This is a genomic window from Actinomyces sp. oral taxon 171 str. F0337 (assembly GCF_005696555.1).
Classification (GTDB): domain Bacteria; phylum Actinomycetota; class Actinomycetes; order Actinomycetales; family Actinomycetaceae; genus Actinomyces; species Actinomyces oris_E.
The window spans coordinates 2,888,886-2,905,481 of record NZ_CP040005.1 but is presented as its reverse complement, the minus strand read 5'-3'; the positions used below and the strand labels follow the sequence as shown (position 1 = coordinate 2,905,481).

Here is a 16,596-nt window from a genome sequence, read left to right as displayed (position 1 = left end):
CCCTGTTCGGGATTGATGAGATTAAAACGCTCACTTCCTGCGTAAACGTCTGGTGGTGGGTTGGTAACGCGCGTTATCTTCGTTGGTTTTGTGCGCTTCTGTGTGAAAGTGGTGGACGCCTGAGTGGTGGCGATCACGCTGATCGTCTTTATCGTCGCCATGTCACACACGTTGCTGTTGCCCAGGCCTCACGAGCCCTTGGCGGCGGCCCGAATGAAAAAGGTTCCCGCCCATGGTTTCCCTGGTTATAGCCGCGCACGGACACCTGGCTGAAGGTCTTGTCGCCTCCTCCGCGATGATCGTCGGTCCCAGTGACGACGTCGTCGCCGTCACCTTCGAGTCCTCCGAGGGCCCCGACGACCTGCTGGCGAAGTATGCCGCCGCAGTCGAAGGCTCCCCCAGTCAGGAGCACCTCATCCTCGTCGACCTCTTCGGCGGTAGCCCCTACAACGCTGCGGCCTGTTTCGCAGCGGGGCGCGACGATGCCGACGTCGTCACCGGCGTCAACCTGCCCATGATCATCGAGGTCCTCTCCCGTCGTCTCACCGGGGCCGGCCTCACCGAGCTCGTGGAGGCCGCGCGGACGTCCGCCACGGACGGCGTCAAGGTCCTCTCCGAGGTTTTCACCCCCGCATCCACCACCACTTCCGACGATGAAGGAGACGAGCTCTGATGGACGTCAAGCTCCTGCGTATCGATTCCCGCCTGGTCCACGGACAGGTCGCCAACAACTGGGCCGGGTCCCTGGGAGCCGAGGCCATCCTCGCCGTCTCCGACGGCGCCGCCAACGACGAGCTGCGCAAGACCCTCATGCTGCAGACCGGCGGTGGCAAGGTGAAGGTCCACGTGCTGGGCGTGGAGAAGGCCGCCCGCGTCTACAAGAACCCCAAGTACGAGACCCTCAAGGCGGTCATCGTCGTCGAGACCCCGGCTGACATCGTGCGCCTGCTCGACCTGGGCGTGGAGGCCAAGGAGGTCAATGTCGGCGGCATGACCTTCAAGCAGGGCACCAGCCAGGTCTCCCAGGCCGTCTACGCCGGCCCTGAGGACGTCGAGGCCTTCAAGGAGATCGACTCCCGCGGCATCAAGCAGTACATCCAGCAGGTGCCCTCCACCGCGAGCTCCGACCTCATGGGGGCCCTCAAGGACAAGGGCCTGCTCTAAGGAAGCAGCTCCCGCCCGACACCTCCCTCAGACACCTCCATCCCGTCGCCATCGGTGGCGGGCTCAGCAGGAGTGTCCTGTCAACCCTCACGTGAGAGAGACGAACCGTGCAAGACATCAACCTGATCCAGATCATTCTGGTCACGCTCGTGGCATTCGTCGCGGGCCTGGCCAGCGTCCTGGACGAGCGGCAGTTCCACCGCCCGCTCGTCGCCTGCACCCTGACCGGTATCGCCATGGGGAACCCCACCGTCGGCATCATGGTCGGTGGATCCCTGGAGCTCATCGCCCTGGGATGGATGAACGTCGGCGCCGCCATGGCGCCCGACTCGGCCCTGGCCTCCACGGTCTCCACGATCATCGCCGTCGCCTCGGTGGGTGACGCCTCCTCCACCAAGGACGCCATCGCCGCCGCCATCGGTGTGGCCGTCCCGCTGGCCGTCGCCGGCCAGGCCCTGACGATCTTCGTGCGAACGATCGCCATCTTCTTCGCCCACCAGGCGGATCGATATGCCGAGCAGGCCAACTATCAGGGCATCGCCATCATGCACTTCACGGCTCTGGGCCTTCAGGGGCTGCGTGTGGCCATCCCGACCGCCGCGGTCGCGGCCCTGGCCTCCGGTGACACGGTGAAGAATGCTCTGGAGATGATCCCGAAGGTCATCACCGACGGGCTCAACATCGCCGGCGGCTTCATCGTCGTGGTCGGATACGCCATGGTCATCAACATGATGAAGGCGCGCAAGCTCATGCCCTTCTTCTTCCTGGGCTTCATCTTCGCCACCTTCGCCACCACCTATGGCGGCAAGGCCACGATCGGTGACCACAGCAAGGGCATTGCGAAGTGGGTCATCGACCTCGCTCCTAACGGTGCCACCCTCGTGGCGCTGGGCATCCTGGGGGCCTGCCTGGCCGTCATCTACGTCCAGCTCAACCCCGAGTTCCATGACTCCGTGCGCCTGCCCGCCGCTGCCTCGCCCGCAGCCAGTGGCGGCTCCAGCAGCGACCTGGATGACGACCTCGACGACGAGCTCGACTGAGCTGGAAGAAGGAAGACTCTCATGACTACTGAAACCGCTCCGGCCACGTCGGAGAAGATGCTGGACAACCGCGATCTCATGCGGATGTACTGGCGTTCCACCTTCCTGCTCGGCTCCTTCAACTTCGAGCGCATGCAGGCCATGGGCTTCTGCTACACGCTCATGCCGGCCATCCGGAAGGTCTACCGCGGTGACAAGGCCGCTGAGGCCGCCGCCCTCAAGCGGCACCTGGAGTTCTACAACACCCAGCCCTGGGTCTCCTCGGTCGTCTTCGGCGTCACCGCCGCCATGGAGGAGCAGAAGGCCAAGGGCGAGGACATCTCCGAGGAGACGATCACCTCGGTCAAGGTCGGCCTCATGGGGCCGCTGGCCGGCGTCGGCGACCCCATCTTCTGGGGGACCGCTCGCCCCGTCCTGGCAGCGCTGGGCGCCTCCCTGGCCCTCAACGGCTCGATCGTCGGCCCGCTGCTGTTCTTCATCGGCATCAACGTCCTGCGCGTCCTCACCCGCTGGTACGGCCTGAAGTTCGGCTATGAGCGCGGCACGGAGATGGTCACCGAGGTCGGCGGCGGCCAGCTCAAGAAGATCACCCAGATGGCCGCCATCATGGGTCTGTTCGTCATGGGTGCTCTGGTCTCCAAGTGGACCACCATCAAGTTCCCGGCGGTGGTCTCCACGGTGAAGAACGACGACGGCATCATGGTCGACACCACCGTTCAGAGCATCCTCGACCAGCTGCTGCCCGGTCTGGCGGCACTGGGCCTGACCTTCCTGTGCATGTGGCTGCTCAACAAGAAGGTCAACGCGCTGTGGATCATCCTGGGCATGTTCGCCATCGGTATCGCGGGGGCCGCCACCGGCTTCCTGGGACTGTGATGGACTAGCGGACCGGCTGTCGGCCGTTCACTACCCTGTCTCGGAGCGGGGAGGGCGCCGGAGGACTTCCCTCCGGTCCCCTCCCTGTTCCGTGTGTTCGGTAGGATGCGCGGGGCTTCTTCCGGACTCCGCCGGCGCCTGTCATCGCCCACCTGTCCCGTTTCGACGTCGTCCCCTGTTCTCCGCCCCAGCAGCAAGGAATCAGCGTGACCCGACTCCTCGTCACCGACCTGGACGCCACCATCGTCTTCGAACGCACCGTCTCCCCGGCCGACCGCGAGGCCATGGCCCGCTGGCGGGCCGCCGGCAACCTCCTGGCCGTGGACACCGGCAAGTCCTCCTTCGCCACCCGCGACGTCCTGGAGCCCCTGGGCGTCGACTTCGACTACGGCGTCGTCTTCACCGGGGCGGTCCTCATCGACAGCGGCTACCAGGTCCTCTCCGCCCGCTACCTGCCCGACGGCGTCGCCCGCGACGTGGCCACCCGCACCGTCGACCTGCCAGGGGTGACCACCTACGCTACCACCATCGAGACCGACTACATCCTGGCCGACAACAACGATGAGATCTCCCCGATCCTGGCGGTCTTCGAGCACATGACCCTGGAGGAGATGGACGCGCACCGCTTCATCGGCGTACCCCTGCGCGTCACCGACGACGCCCTGCGCGACCGCCTCCAACGAGACCTCACCCAGCGCTGGGAGGGCGTCCTGGACTGCCACCGCAACCAGGAGTTCCTCGACCTCGTACCGGCCGGCGCCACCAAGGGCGCCGGGCTGCGGGCCCTCCTGGACGGGCCCCTGGCGGGACGGGACGTCGAGGTCTGGACCATCGGCGACTCCTGGAACGACCTGGACATGCACGCCGTCGCCGACCACGCCGTCGCCCTGCCCTGGTCCCCACCGGAGGTGACGGCCGCATGCGAGACGACCGCGGGCTCCATGGCCGAGCTCATCACCACGATCCTGGAAGGCGACCGAGCATGAGTGAGAACGGCAGGACCGGCGGCGGAAAGTCCCTCGGCACCCGGGTGCGCGACTGGTTCAACGGCGGGGATCCTGACGGGCGCGCCAAGCTCCGTGCCTGGGCCACCGGGGACGACGGCCGCTGGCGCGGATACACGCACTCCATGGGCAAGTACGTCACCTGGCTCATGGTCATCGCCTGCATCCTCTACCCCTTCACCCGGGGGATCGGCTCGATTCTGGCCCTGCTCGCGGCCATCTTCCTCATGGGGGGACGAGTCATGATCGAGCGCCAGGTGCGCCGCGACGTCTCCGACCTGGAGGAGGCCAAGCGCCAGTACGGGCTCACCCGCAACCCCGAGTACCTGCGGTTCATGACCCTGCGCGCCGAGGGGCTGCTCGAGGACAACAAGATCCTCACCCCCGACTCGCGCAGCCTCCTGCAGGACTACGCCCAGTGGGCCCGCGAGCGCCAGGAGCGCGAGGACAGGAAGCAGGCCAAGAAGGCCCGCAAGGCGGAGAAGAAGGCCCGCCGGGAGGCCGATCAGGAGTCGGACGAGTCCGCTGACGCCGCTGCGAGGAATGAGGAGAATAAGGCTGCTGACGGCTCCTAGCGATTCCTCACGACTCCTGGGCGGCTCGCAGGCCGCTCTGAGGCGGTTGGAGACCGGCAGAACCTGAACGGAAAGGACTCCCATGCCACGCAGGCTCATCTCCACCGACCTGGACGGCACCATCGTCTTCAACGGGACGATCTCGCTGCGCGACCGCGAGGCCATGGCCCGGTGGCGGGCGGCCGGCAACCTCCTGGTCATCAACACCGGCAGGTCGGTCTCGGCGCTGGAGCACGTCGTGGTGCCCATGGGCCTGGAGTTCGACAACGCCATCCTCTACACGGGGGCCGCCATCGTGGATGAGGACATCAGGGTGCGTGACTCGACGGCCCTGCCTGCCGGCGTCGTCGAGGACATCCTCGACTTCGTCGAAGGGGCGCCGGGCGTCACCGTCTTCACCACCGGGCTGGACGAGGACCTGCTCGTCTACGACACGATCGGCTCCGGGTCGGACCTGCTGACCCTGTTCCGGCCGGCCACCCGGCGAGAGCTGGACGGGCGCGAGATCATCGGTGTGCCGATGCGCTTCACCGACCCGGAGATGGCCTCGCGCACCGAGACCTACCTGCACCGGCGCTGGGAGGGGCAGGCGGTGGGCTTCCGCAACCAGGACTTCATTGACGTCGTGCCCGCCTCGGCCTCCAAGGGAGCGGGCCTCAGGCAGCTGGTGGCGAGCCTTGCCGAGCCGCCCGCCCTGGAGACGGCCGGGGATGCGGGGGAGGCTCTGACCGGCGAGGCGAGTGAGGCGACGGTCGGCGGCTCGGTGGGTCCCGACGTCGGCTCGCGCTCGCCGGAGTCGGTGGAGACCTGGTCGATCGGGGACTCCTGGAACGACATCTCCATGCACCAGGCCGCCGACCACTCCTACGCCCTGCCCTGGTCGCCGCCGGACGTGGTGGCCCAGTGCGACGGCACGGTCTCCAGCCTCGCCGACCTCATCGACTCCCTCATGGGCCGGCCCACTGCCTAGGTCCCGCACACTTCGACCGAATCTTCACAAACGACGCGGCTCCGGGTCCTTTGTGAAGATTCGGTCGAAGTGTTGCGGCGTCGATGCGCTGGTGCGCGCGGCGGGCTCGCGGAGCGCGAGCTATGCTCGCCGGCATGCGCCTGCTTGCCACGGATCTTGACGGCACCCTCGTCTTCCACCACGCCGTCGGGCAGGCCGACGCCGAGGCCCTCCTGCGCTGGCGCGAGGCCGGCAACCTCCTGGTGCTGGCCACGGGGCGTTCGGTGCGGCTGGTGCAGCACGCCGTCGAGGTGGCCCGGGCCTCGACGTCCATCGGCCTGGACTACGACTACGCCGTGTGCGCCACGGGCACGACCGTCATCGACTCGGCCGGTCGGGTGCACCGCACCCGGATGCTTGAGGCCGACCAGGTGCGGGCGGTCGTCCGGGCGGTTGGCGACATCGCTGCGGTCCCCGTCTCCGTGTTCGCCTCAACCCTCGAGCGCGACTACGTGCTGGATGACCCGATCGGCCTGTCCACGGACCAGCGCACGCCCCCTGACCGATTCACCGCGGCGCCCCTGTCGCAGGTCGCGGGCCTGGGGGTCACCTCGATGCCGCTGCACATCCCCGATGCCCGGGTTGCCGCGGCGCTGGCCCGAGGCCTGGAGGAGAGCGTCGACGGCGTCAGCTGCACCCGCTCGACCGGCTTCGTGGACGTCACCGCCGCGGGGGAGTCCAAGGGGACGGGCCTGGCCCGGCTCGCCGCGCTTCTGGCCGATCAGGGCGTGGAGGTCAGTGAGGTGGCCGCCGTGGGCGACTCCTGGAACGACATCTCGATGTTCGGGCGGGCCGACGTCCCCTGCGCGATGGTCGGCGCCCCTGGCGACGTCATCGAGGCCGCCGGCGGGCGCACCACCCCGAGCGTGGCCGCCTTCATCGACGCCCTCCTGGCCTGAAGACGCGCGGGAGCGCGGCTCAGAGGGCGTGCCCGCACGCCGCCTTCGCGCGCCCACACTTCGACCGAATCTTCAGAAACGACGCGGCTCCGGGTCGTTTCTGAAGATTCGGTCGAAGTGATGGTGACGGTGGCTGGTGCGGAGAGGAGGCGGCCGGTGAGGGGCAGCGGGCGAGTGCGGCTCAGGCCTGGGCGTAGCGGTAGACGTTGGTCTCCCGCAGCTCGAAGCCGGCGCGGCGGTAGAGGCGGTTGGCGGCCTCGCGCGAGGGCCGGGAGGTGAGGTCCACGGTGCGCGCGCCCAGCTTCCCGGCGTGCTCGACGGCGGCCTCCACGAGGGCCTGCCCGGCGCCCTGGCCGCGGGCCTCACCATCGACGACGACGTCCTCCACCCAGGCGCGCAGGCCCGTGGGGATCGTGAAGGTCGCCAGGGTGAGCATGCCCAGGATCGGGGCGCTCTGGCCGGCTTCGGCCTCGGGCCGGAAGACGAAGAGGAAGACCCCCTCCTGAGCGATGAAGGCCTCGCACTGCTCGGCGCTCAGCGCCGGGGCGCTGCGGGAGAGCTGCGGGATGAGGCGCTCCATGGCCTCGACGATCTCCGGGCTGGAGGTGGTGACGAGCTCAACGGTCATGAGGAGTTCTCCTGCTGGTTGAAAAGAGGCGGCGGGCCGAGCGGGCTGCTCCCGCGACGGTTCCCTGTCAGCCCTGGAGCCTACCGCCTGGAGGCGCTCCGGGCGGCGAGGCGTCCCACCGACCGGAAGAATCCGGCGGGGTGCCTCGACCGGTGGGGCGCCCCGGCATGCGATCGGTGACCCGCTCAGGCCGGTCAAGAGTAGGCTTCCAACCAAGGTTCCACGACGTCCCGCAGCCGCCGCAGCCCCAATGCGGTCGCACGCCTGCGCCCCCAAGGAAGGTCACTCATGGTCGAGTCCGCAGCTCCCGTCGAGCACGTCTTCGCCGCTGACGAACTCTTCTTCTCCACCACGGACTCGCACGGACGCATCCGCCGCGCCAACTCCACCTTCATGCGCCTGTCCGGCTACCCGCGCGGCGCCCTGGTGGGGCGGGCCCACAACGTGGTGCGGCACGCGGACATGCCCGCCGGCCTGTTCCGTTCCATCTGGGACGCCATCGAGGAGGGCCGGGCCGCCAGCGCCTACATCACCAACCGCTCCTCCGACGACGGCCACTACCGCGTCTTCGCCACGATCGTTCCCTCCGGCTCCGGCTACCTGTCCGTGCGCACCCTGCCGATGCTCACCGACCTGCGCGACGACATCGAGGCCGCCTACGCCCGGGTCCGCGACGTCGAGGAGGTCTCCGCCGCGGCCGGCTCCACCCGCCGAGAGGTGGCCGCTGCCGGGCAGGCCGCCCTCCAGGCCGAGCTGCAGGCCCTGGGCTACGCCGACGCCATCGACTTCACCCGCCGGGTGCTGGTCGCCGAGGTCGGCGAGCTGCTCGCCCACGGCGTCGGCATCCCCGACAGCCCGCAGGCCGACGGCCCCGTGGCCCGGATCCTGGACGCCATGAGCCGGATCGAGGCCGAGACCGCCGGGCTGGTCGGCATCCTCCAGGAGGGCCGGCGGCTCATTGACCTGCTGGGCAGGAGGGCCGGCGAGATCGAGGCCCTCTCGGCCCGCCTGGGCACCCTGCGCGAGGCCATGCGCGCCGTCGGCGCCGACGTCGAGGTCCTGGGCCACGGCGAGCAGGCCGACGACGTCGCCGCACGCTGCCAGCAGGTCGACGCCCTGGTCCTGGAGTGCTCCGAGCAGCTCCACCCGCTGAGCAGCCAGATCGAGGCGCTGCGCGGCGACCTGGACTCGGTGAGCTTCCGCATCGCCCTGGCACGCCTGCACAACCTGGCCGCCGGGATCTTCGCCCTCCAGATCATCGAGGGCCAGGACGAGGTCGACGCCAACGACGCCGTCGGCAGCCTCACCGAGCTGTGCTCGGCACTGAGCGACGGCGCCGACAACCTGACCCAGCGCGTCGGCCTGCTCGACGCGCGCCGCGAGCTGGTGGGCGGCGAGCTGGATGTCGTGGCCGAGGACCTCGGCGTCATCCAGGGGCCGCTCCTGGAGCTCATCGAGGCGGCCGCGGCCGCCGGCGCCGGGCAGGCCGACTCCGTGACCACCGCCCGCACCCTGGCCGGACAGGGCTTCGCCGAGGCCCGGGACCTGGCCGACCTGGCCGTGCGCGTGCGCGACCTCGAGGTCCCCTTCGAGGCGGAGGCCATCAACAGCGCCCTGGCCGACGTGCGCACCGCCCTGGCCGAGCTCGAGTAGGGCCTTCAGTCCCGCACCAGCTCCACGAGCACCTCGGCGTGCTCGGTGTGCGGGAACATGTCGAACAGGCACGAGCGCACCACCCGCATCGAGGGCAGGTGCGCCAGGTCCGCCGCCAGCGTGCGCGGGTTGCAGGAGGAGTAGAGCACCCGCCCCACGCCGGAGGCCTCGATCCTGCCGGCCAGATGCTCCCCGATCCCGCGCCGGGGCGGGTTGACCACGAGCAGGTCCGGCCGCTGCGCCCCACCGGCGCGCCCCTCAGGGGAGGCCGGGTCCAGGACGCGGGCGTCACCGGCCTCGAAGCGCACCAGGGCGGGGTCCAGTCCCATGAGGTCGGCGGCCGCACGCGCCCCGTCAATGGCCGACGCCGAGACCTCCACCCCCAGCACCCGGCGGCCGGGCGCCGCCAGGGCCAGGGCGAAGCCGCCGACGCCGCAGAACAGGTCCCACACCCGGGCCGGCTGGGCCTCCTGCGCCCAGTCGCGGGCGGTGGCGTAGAGCGCCTCGGCCACGGCCGTGTTGGTCTGGAAGAAGGAACGGGTGGGCAGGTAGAGGGACAGCTCGACGCCGTCGGCGCGCCGACCGGCCCGGCCACCGTGCTCCGGTGACGGCAGGCTCAGGCGCATGAGGAGGCGGTCCTCCTGGGTCAGGACGATCTCCTCGGGTCCCTCGATGACGGCCTGGTGGACGCTCTGGATGTTGACGGCGGCCACCGCCAGCTGGGGCAGGCGCCGGTGCAGGTCCGGCAGGGCGGCGCGCAGCCGCTCCAGGTGGTGCCGGGAGCGCAGGACGAAGCGCACCATGAGGTCGTCGTCGGGCGAGGCGGTCACCAGGACGTACTTGAGCTCGCCGCGGCGCGTGGGTACGTCGTAGGGACGCAGGCCCAGCTCGGTGATGAGGCCGGCCAGCACTGGCAGGGCCGCCTCGATGGCCGGCACGTGCAGCGGGCAGGTGCGCAGGTCGACGCCGCAGCCGGCGCCATCGAGGATCCCCAGGGTGGGGTGGGCGCTGGTTCCGGCGACCGCCATTTTCGCCTTGTTGCGGAAGCCGGTGGGGGCGCTCGCGGCCGGTGCCTGCCACAGGCCGGATGGGATGTGGTCGGCCAGGAGGGCGGCGACACGGGACTGCTTGGCGGCCAGCTGGTCGGGCATCGGCAGGGACAGGTGGGGGCAGGAGCGGCAGGTGCCGGCGTCGTGGAGGGTGCAGGACGCCGCGTGTGCTGCGGTCACCGACATGTCCCCTCCCGGTGGTGCGCTCGTGGCCGGGCCGTGAGGTGGGGCTGAGGCGGGAGCAGCCGGGCCCGGCACGGCTGCGGGCGATGAGTGGAGCCGCTTGTCGGACTCGAACCGACGACCTGCTGTTTACAAGACAGCTGCTCTACCAACTGAGCTAAAGCGGCGCGCGGCCGGTCAGGCGGCCGCAGGTGCGTGGGACAGTCTGACACAGACCTCCCCGGGGCGGGAAACTGTGGGGGACGGTACTGCGCCTGTCGCCGCCCGGGCCCGTGGGTGCTGGGAGGAGGTCCGGGCAGGGCCGCAGCCCTGGGCGGCGGGTCCCGCGCGGGATCAGCCCTGCTGAGTCGGCTGCGGGCTGGGCTGCTGAGATGCCTGCTGGGTGGGCTGCGCCGTCGGGGTGGAGCCGGTGACGAGCTCGGTCAGGGCGGTCCGCGTCTGAAGCTTGTTCAGGTCGACCTTCTCGCCCTTGAAGAAGACGGTGGGGGTGCCCTCCAGATCCCGGGCCTTGAAGGCCTCATCGCCGAGATCCACCCACTTCTTGTACTTGTTGGCGTCGACGGCGGCCTTGAACTTGGCGGAGACCTCCTTGGGGACGTTCACCTTGGTGGCGGCGGCCACCAGGCCCTCCACCGTCATGTTGCTCTGGTTCTTGGTCTGAAGGGCCTGGGAGAAGAGCTCGAAGGCGGCGTTGTGGAAGCTCAGGGACTGGGCCGGTGCCTCGTCGAGCACCACCCCCATGGCGTTCATGACGACGCTGGTCCACTCCTGGCGGAGGAGCTTGCAGGGGTGGAGAGCCAGGGTGATCTTCTTGTCACTCAGGAGCTGGTTGATCTCCTGGGTGTGAACGCCCTCGAACTCGGCGCAGTGAGAGCAGGAGTAGTCGAAGTAGATGTCGAGGACGGGGGTTGAGGCGCCGACGGTGTCGAGTGCGGCGCCCTCGCCGTAGGTCCAGGAAGCGTCGGAGAGGACCTGCTTGGGGATGCCGTTCTGGTTCGCCTTCGCGGATGGCAGGCCCTCGCTCGGTGCGGGGAACTTCGAGCTCTTGGGCTTGTTCTTGGCATCGACGCCGAGATAGACCAGATAACCGAGCCCGCCGGCCACGGCCACGCCCGCGGTCCCGATGAAGCTGCGGCGGGCAATGGTGTTGCGGCGCGCGCGGCGGGCCTCGGCCTCGCGCAGCTCCTTGGCCTTGAGGCGCGCGGCCTCGCGACGCTGGGCCTTGGTCTGGCGGGGCTGGTTAGTGGACACGCGGTGCTCCTTGTGATGCGGTGACGAGCGAACGATCAAGAAGATCAACGATCAACGAGTGATGGCTGTCGTGACGTCATTCTGCCCGAGGATCCTGGAGGAAACCACGCCTGGTGTCTGCCGGTGGCGGATTGTGACGCATCGGTCGTCGGTGCCCCGGTGCCTGCGGCCGGGGTTGGGCAGAATCGGACGGAATCAGACCGAGTGGTCCGGAGTCGGCCGGGCGGAGAGGATTGTGACCATGATGGATGGCCCGATGGGCAGCCAGATGGAGGACCAGATGGTCCTGCTCCAGAACATGTCAACCGACTGGGCAAACTGGATGCAGTCCGTGGACGCCCAGGAGGTCGTGGTGGAGGTTGAGGGGGTGGGGACGCGCGCCGCCGTGACGAGCCGTGTGCTCAGGCCCCGCGGCATTCTGCGTCGCGCCCAGTGGGCAGAGAACGAGATGCCCGTTGAGCTGGTCCGTAAGGCCGTGCGCCTGCGGGCGCTCATGGCCCACCCCCGTGGCGGGACCTGGACCTGGGCGGCCCTGGCCATGAAGAGCAGCGAGGGCTACAAGCTCATCTCCGACTTCGACTACGATCGTGAGCCGGTTCTCGACCCGCCGTACACGGCGGAGGACTGCGCCAAGGAGCTGGAGATCTTCCCTCGCGACCCCGGCGCGATCCCCGACTGGATGAAGGCCGGGGCGTGAAGGCTAAGAAGAGCCGGCCTGGTGGGATGCGGTGGGAGGAAAAGGCGCGGTCGTATCAATGCCGCAGCAAGAGCGTGAGGGAGCACGTTGATGTCAAGTACCCAGGGGAATCAGAGTAATCCGGTGGTCTCGAAGTGTGAGGTGTTGTTGCGTGACTGGCTGGTAGATGAAGGTGGAGCTCGGGTCGACATTGATTATCATGCGATCCACCGGACGGGCCGAGTGAAGGTGTGGCTGATGCGCGGAGAACAGCGAAAGTCTGTTCATCTCCCCCGTGAGGTGAGCTTCGCGATGCATGATCTTCGTGCTGCGCAGGCGGATCCTCGTCGGGGTGCGTGGTTGTGGTCGCATTTTTGGATGGAGGCGTCTGAGGGGGTGCTGCATCAGGAGTGCGACTGGATGCGTGAGCCGGTGATTGATGATGATGAGCCGGTGATGGATGGAGATGCTGCTCTTGAGCTGGATTATTTTCCTCGGGATCCGGAGTGGATTCCGGAGTGGATGGCGACCAAGGCTGCTGCTCATCAGGAGGTGCGGGATGCTCGGGAACGTCGTCGTCAGCGTGACCGTGAGCGGCGGGCTAAGCAGAAGGCTGAGGCTGACCAGGCTGAGGGGGCGTCTGGTTCGGGCCGGTCTGGTGAGTGAGTCACCGGCGTGAGTGAGATGCGGGATCCCGAGGTCGTGGCGTCGTGGGGTGGTTACTACACGCTCCAGGAGTCGGCGCCGGAGGTGGATCCGACGAGGCGGTCGGTGCCGGGGCCAGTGTCGGGTTACGGTGCCTTCCCTGTGCCTGGGACTCCAGGTGTGCCGGCTCCCGGGATGGTGCCTGCACCGATGATGGCTTCGGCACCCGTCAAGGTGCGTGCTCCGTCGGGCGCTGAGGCCTGGAGCATGGGGTTGCTGGCGCTTCTGGTGTTTGTGCCGGGCTTCAATGTGCTGTTCGCCGCGGTGGTGATGATGGTGGTGGGTCTGTGGGACAAGAAGGGCCTGCGTGAGCCGGCTCGGACGAACCGTCGCCTGGCGGCGAGCTGGGGACTGACGCTGCTGCTGGTGGAACTGGCTCTGGTGATGATCCAGATCGTCGTGGTCTCCATTGCGAACGACGTTGATGAATCGCCGTCTTTCATTCCGTGGGGTGCCCCGATCATCATGGCGCTGGTCATGGTCGGGGTCCACGTGCTGGTGTGCTCCGTCCAAGCGGTCCGGGCCTACCGCGGCACGACCCTCCGCTTCGGAGGCCTCCCCTTCTTCCGCTGACCGTTAGGTGGTGGGTGTGTCGTTGAGCGTCTTGCTGTCACGATGGGGTGCGGCATGTGGAGACGAGTTCTCGGGCGATGACGGGTGAGTACAATCCTGATTTGCGTAACCCGTTGCCGAATGCGACGTACACGGTGGATGGGCGGTTCCACTACACGACTGACGGCTGGGCGAGGACGGTGCGCTTGGAGGTCGACAGGTTTGACATCGTTGGTGATGCGTTCCGGTCGAGGGCTGGTCATATCCAGTCCAAGGTGAACAAGTACGGAAGTGATCTGGTGGCTGGTACTAATAAGAAGTACGAAGGCGGTCATATTGTGGGTCACCAGTTCGGTGGGCCACCGGAAGAGATCAACATGGTCGCGATGCTGAAAGAGGTCAACCAGAATCCGCGCCACAACACAATGGAATCTTACAAGAAGTTCGAACAGGAAGTGGCGGACAACCCGGACGGATTCAATAACCTGGTTATTGAATTCCAGTATCCAGACCCCGTTGACCCCACAAAACTCACCAAAACTGAACGGGTTCCAGAGAAGTTCGAGGTAAAATGGACGGATGCGGCTGGAGAGGCGGACTCGAGGCCATTCGAGAATCTGCCTCCGCAGAAACAGGTAGGGGTAAACTGATGTCAGGTGTTCAGGGTGGCCAGGGTAATTCTGTTGTTTTGAAGTTTGAGAGGTTGTTGCGTGACTGGCTGGTAGATGAAGGTGGGGCTCGGGTCGACATTGATTATCATGCGATCCACAGGACGGGCCGCGTGAAGGTGTGGCTGATATGCGGAGAAGAGCGAAAGTCTGTTCATCTCCCCCGTGAGGTGAGTTTCGCGATGCATGATATTCGTGCTGCGCAGGCGGATCCTCGTCGGGGTGCGTGGTTGTACTCCCATTTTTGGATGGAGGCTGCTGAGGGGGTGCTGCATCAGAACGCGGACTGGATGTGTGAGCCGGTCATTAGTGCGAGTCCGATTGTTGGTGCGGATGCGGTTGTTGAGCTGGAGTACTATCCGCGGGATCCGGAGTGGATTCCGGAGTGGATGGCAGCCAAGATAGCGGAGTATCACGAGGAGGAGGCCCGGGAGAGCCAGAAGGCCGACACTGAGGCTGCGCAGACTGAGGGCAACGGAGCTGGCGAGTGAGTAAGAGGGGTTCAGTGTGAGTGGTGGTGTGTCGTTGGGGGCTGGTGGGGCGTCTGGTGGTTGGTCGCCGCTTCAGGTGGGGGCAGGTCTGGATCCGGCGCGTGGGTCGGCTTCTCCCGGCTATGTGGAACGTGGGTCGTCGGGTGCAGGTGCCTGGTTTGCAGGGTTGCTGGTGTTGGTCGCGGTGCCGTGTGTGAACTTGGTGCTGGGGCCGATGGCGATGATCGTTGCTGGTCTACGTGGTGGCAGTGGCCGTGTGGAGCCGGGGAGGGGTAACGGTCGTCGGGCGGCGAGCTGGGGGCTGACCTTCCTGCTGGGTGAGGTGCTGCTGATCGGGGTTCAGCTGTACATCGTGCAGGTGGTGTTCGGGCCGGGAGAGCGTGTGGCGTTGTTTCCGTGGGGTCTGCCAGCAGTGTTCGGTCTGATACTGATGGTGTCGCACTTCGCGATGTGCATCGTCCAGGGAGTCAGGGCATATCGGGGCGGAGTCACCCGTTTTGGAGGGATTCCCTTCTTCCGCTGACCGTTAGGTGGTGGTGGGTGTGTTGTTGAGCGTCTTGCTGTCACGATGGGGTGCGGCATGTGGAGACGAGCTCTCGGGCGATGACAGGTGCGTACAATCCTGATCTGCGTAACCCGTTGCCGAATGCGACCTACACGGTGGATGGGCGGTTCCACTACACGACTGACGGCTGGGCACGGACGGTGCGCCTGGAGGTCGACAGGCTTGACATTGTTGGTGAGGCGTTCCGGTCGAGGTCTAGCTACATCCAGTCCAAGGTGAACAAGTACGGTAGCGAGCTAGCCGCTGACATTGATCAGCGGTATGAGGGTGGTCATATTGTGGGTCACCAGTTCGGTGGGCCACCGGAAGAGATCAATACGGTGGCTATGTTGGAGGAGGTGAACCAGACGCGTGTTGGGAAGGAGTCGAACTCGTACCTGCTACTCGAGCGGAAGTTCGCGGCCAAACCAGAGAACTACAACAATCTCGTGGTGGAATTCAAGTATTCGGATCCTGCAGACCCCGCCAAGATCACCAACAGTGAGAGAGTACCGACTAGATTTGAAGCAAAATGGCATGATGCTGCTGGAGTTCCTGGGTCGCAGGGGTTTCGGAATGTGTCAAATCATAAAGGATGATGTACTATGGCTGATCTAAATGAATCGGCGAGTCAAATATTTGAGAAAGTTGGAGGGCTTCTGCGCAATTGGTTGTTCGAAGAGGGTGCCAAAAAGGTTGACTTCGAGTACGTTGCTGTGGCTCTTACTAGCACGTATGTCTGTTGGCTAGAGTTAGATGGCAACTGGTCTCGCATTCATCTTCCCAGTGAGATTAGTTTTGCTATGCATGATCTTCGTGCTGCGCAGGCGGATCCTCGTCGGGGTGCGTGGTTGTGGTCGCATTTTTGGATGGAGGCGTCTGAGGGGGTGCTGCATCAGGAGTGCGACTGGATGCGTGAGCCGGTGATTGATGATGATGAGCCGGTGATGGATGGAGATGCTGCTCTTGAGCTGGATTATTTTCCTCGGGATCCGGAGTGGATTCCGGAGTGGATGGCGACCAAGGCTGCTGCTCATCAGGAGGTGCGGGATGCTCGGGAACGTCGTCGTCAGCGTGACCGTGAGCGGCGGGCTAAGCAGAAGGCTGAGGCTGACCAGGCTGAGGGGGCGTCTGGTTCGGGCCGGTCTGGTGAGTGAGTCGCCGGCGTGAGTGAGATGCGGGAGCCGGAGGTCGTTGCGTCCTCGGGTGGCTACTACACGATGTTGGAGTCGGCGCTCTTCAACCCGTGGAGCGCCCCGCTCATGGCGGCGCCGGCGATGGTTGTGGACCACGTGCTGGTGTGCTCCGTCCAAGTGGGCCGAAGCCGACGTCGAACCAAGACCTCCGGGCCCCTCAGCGGGAGTCGCACAGGGCCAGGAGGGAGAAGGCGAGGGCGCCGAGCCTCGCGACCATGACCCCGCTGACTCGACCAGGCCTGCGGCTCGGTGTCCACAGCGCTGACATCAACGGGACCATCGTCGATGCGCCCAGCGGGGATCGTTGGAATACTGGGGTTCTTCTTCGGCCTGCAGCGTCAGTGCGGGGTTGATGTCAGCGCCATGGACACCGACGCCCCGTCAGACCTCTTCCCTCGGCCCGTCGCCTCCAGGACAACCAGCCCGCCCCGGG

The 16,596-nt window shown here is 66.8% G+C and carries 20 protein-coding genes and 1 tRNA gene; 17 read left to right on the top strand and 4 right to left on the bottom strand.

Annotated elements, in window-relative coordinates; all coding sequences use genetic code 11:
• The first annotated feature begins 232 nt into the window (after positions 1-232).
• From FBF36_RS12405 to FBF36_RS12370, 8 genes are all read left to right on the top strand, one after another.
• Positions 233-673 carry a PTS sugar transporter subunit IIA gene (locus FBF36_RS12405; protein WP_009397312.1) on the top strand — a complete coding sequence of 147 codons (441 nt, stop codon included), beginning with the start codon at positions 233-235 and terminating at the stop codon, positions 671-673.
• Entirely contained in the window at positions 673-1,164 is a 492-nt protein-coding gene (locus tag FBF36_RS12400; RefSeq protein WP_009397313.1) for a PTS system mannose/fructose/N-acetylgalactosamine-transporter subunit IIB, read from the top strand. The genes FBF36_RS12405 and FBF36_RS12400 overlap by 1 nt, the downstream gene beginning before the upstream one ends.
• 107 nt (positions 1,165-1,271) lie before the next feature.
• On the top strand, positions 1,272-2,204 hold the full coding sequence (locus tag FBF36_RS12395; protein WP_009397314.1) for a PTS mannose/fructose/sorbose transporter subunit IIC: 933 nt from the start codon (positions 1,272-1,274) through the stop codon (positions 2,202-2,204).
• Positions 2,205-2,225: 21 nt separating this feature from the next.
• Positions 2,226-3,080 (top strand): PTS system mannose/fructose/sorbose family transporter subunit IID, encoded by an 855-nt coding sequence (locus FBF36_RS12390; RefSeq protein ID WP_009397315.1) that lies wholly within the window; start codon positions 2,226-2,228, stop codon positions 3,078-3,080.
• Positions 3,081-3,286: 206 nt separating this feature from the next.
• The gene (locus FBF36_RS12385; protein ID WP_009397317.1) at positions 3,287-4,066 is read left to right on the top strand and encodes an HAD family hydrolase; all 780 of its coding nucleotides are present in this window, start codon (positions 3,287-3,289) and stop codon (positions 4,064-4,066) included.
• Positions 4,063-4,659 carry a hypothetical protein gene (locus FBF36_RS12380; RefSeq protein ID WP_009397318.1) on the top strand — a complete coding sequence of 199 codons (597 nt, stop codon included), beginning with the start codon at positions 4,063-4,065 and terminating at the stop codon, positions 4,657-4,659. The genes FBF36_RS12385 and FBF36_RS12380 overlap by 4 nt, the downstream gene beginning before the upstream one ends.
• An 82-nt stretch (positions 4,660-4,741) precedes the next feature.
• Positions 4,742-5,629 (top strand): HAD hydrolase family protein, encoded by an 888-nt coding sequence (locus tag FBF36_RS12375; protein WP_009397319.1) that lies wholly within the window; start codon positions 4,742-4,744, stop codon positions 5,627-5,629.
• A 134-nt stretch (positions 5,630-5,763) separates the two neighbouring features.
• Positions 5,764-6,567 carry an HAD family hydrolase gene (locus FBF36_RS12370; RefSeq protein ID WP_225792380.1) on the top strand — a complete coding sequence of 268 codons (804 nt, stop codon included), beginning with the start codon at positions 5,764-5,766 and terminating at the stop codon, positions 6,565-6,567.
• 181 nt (positions 6,568-6,748) lie between these two features.
• Here FBF36_RS12370 and FBF36_RS12365 read toward each other — a convergent pair whose 3' ends face one another.
• On the bottom strand, positions 6,749-7,195 hold the full coding sequence (locus FBF36_RS12365; RefSeq protein WP_009397321.1) for a GNAT family N-acetyltransferase: 447 nt from the start codon (positions 7,193-7,195) through the stop codon (positions 6,749-6,751).
• Positions 7,196-7,483: 288 nt separating this feature from the next.
• On the opposite strand from FBF36_RS12365, the gene FBF36_RS12360 reads away from it, so the two are divergent.
• The gene (locus FBF36_RS12360) at positions 7,484-8,848 is read left to right on the top strand and encodes a PAS domain-containing protein (RefSeq protein WP_138137663.1); all 1,365 of its coding nucleotides are present in this window, start codon (positions 7,484-7,486) and stop codon (positions 8,846-8,848) included.
• 5 nt (positions 8,849-8,853) lie between these two features.
• Here the strand turns inward: FBF36_RS12360 and FBF36_RS12355 are convergent, their stop codons facing one another.
• The 3 genes from FBF36_RS12355 to FBF36_RS12345 form a co-directional block, all read right to left on the bottom strand.
• Complete coding sequence (locus tag FBF36_RS12355) at positions 8,854-10,083, bottom strand: methyltransferase domain-containing protein (protein WP_138137661.1); 1,230 nt, start codon at positions 10,081-10,083, stop codon at positions 8,854-8,856.
• An 88-nt stretch (positions 10,084-10,171) separates the two neighbouring features.
• Positions 10,172-10,247 (bottom strand) — tRNA-Thr (locus FBF36_RS12350).
• A gap of 166 nt (positions 10,248-10,413) precedes the next feature.
• Positions 10,414-11,331: a DsbA family protein gene (locus FBF36_RS12345; protein WP_034490833.1), complete on the bottom strand. Its 918-nt coding sequence runs from the start codon at positions 11,329-11,331 to the stop codon at positions 10,414-10,416.
• Between the two features lie 241 nt (positions 11,332-11,572).
• Here FBF36_RS12345 and FBF36_RS12340 point away from each other — a divergent pair, with 241 nt between their 5' ends.
• From FBF36_RS12340 to FBF36_RS13590, 8 genes are all read left to right on the top strand, one after another.
• The gene (locus FBF36_RS12340; protein ID WP_138137659.1) at positions 11,573-12,028 is read left to right on the top strand and encodes a hypothetical protein; all 456 of its coding nucleotides are present in this window, start codon (positions 11,573-11,575) and stop codon (positions 12,026-12,028) included.
• Between the two features lie 90 nt (positions 12,029-12,118).
• A complete protein-coding gene (locus tag FBF36_RS13600) occupies positions 12,119-12,673 on the top strand; it encodes a hypothetical protein (protein WP_225792379.1) in 555 nt (184 codons plus the stop codon).
• Positions 12,674-12,919: 246 nt separating this feature from the next.
• Positions 12,920-13,285, top strand: a complete 366-nt coding sequence (locus FBF36_RS12330) for a hypothetical protein (protein WP_225792378.1) — start codon at positions 12,920-12,922, stop codon at positions 13,283-13,285.
• Between the two features lie 101 nt (positions 13,286-13,386).
• Positions 13,387-13,914: a DNA/RNA non-specific endonuclease gene (locus tag FBF36_RS12325; RefSeq protein WP_192574976.1), complete on the top strand. Its 528-nt coding sequence runs from the start codon at positions 13,387-13,389 to the stop codon at positions 13,912-13,914.
• Positions 13,914-14,423, top strand: a complete 510-nt coding sequence (locus FBF36_RS13595; protein WP_225792377.1) for a hypothetical protein — start codon at positions 13,914-13,916, stop codon at positions 14,421-14,423. The genes FBF36_RS12325 and FBF36_RS13595 overlap by 1 nt, the downstream gene beginning before the upstream one ends.
• A 193-nt stretch (positions 14,424-14,616) precedes the next feature.
• The gene (locus tag FBF36_RS12315; RefSeq protein WP_138137655.1) at positions 14,617-14,946 is read left to right on the top strand and encodes a hypothetical protein; all 330 of its coding nucleotides are present in this window, start codon (positions 14,617-14,619) and stop codon (positions 14,944-14,946) included.
• 59 nt (positions 14,947-15,005) lie between these two features.
• Positions 15,006-15,566 (top strand): DNA/RNA non-specific endonuclease, encoded by a 561-nt coding sequence (locus tag FBF36_RS12310; RefSeq protein WP_138137653.1) that lies wholly within the window; start codon positions 15,006-15,008, stop codon positions 15,564-15,566.
• 6 nt (positions 15,567-15,572) lie between these two features.
• Positions 15,573-16,124, top strand: a complete 552-nt coding sequence (locus tag FBF36_RS13590; protein ID WP_225792376.1) for a hypothetical protein — start codon at positions 15,573-15,575, stop codon at positions 16,122-16,124.
• Positions 16,125-16,596: the final 472 nt, after the last annotated feature.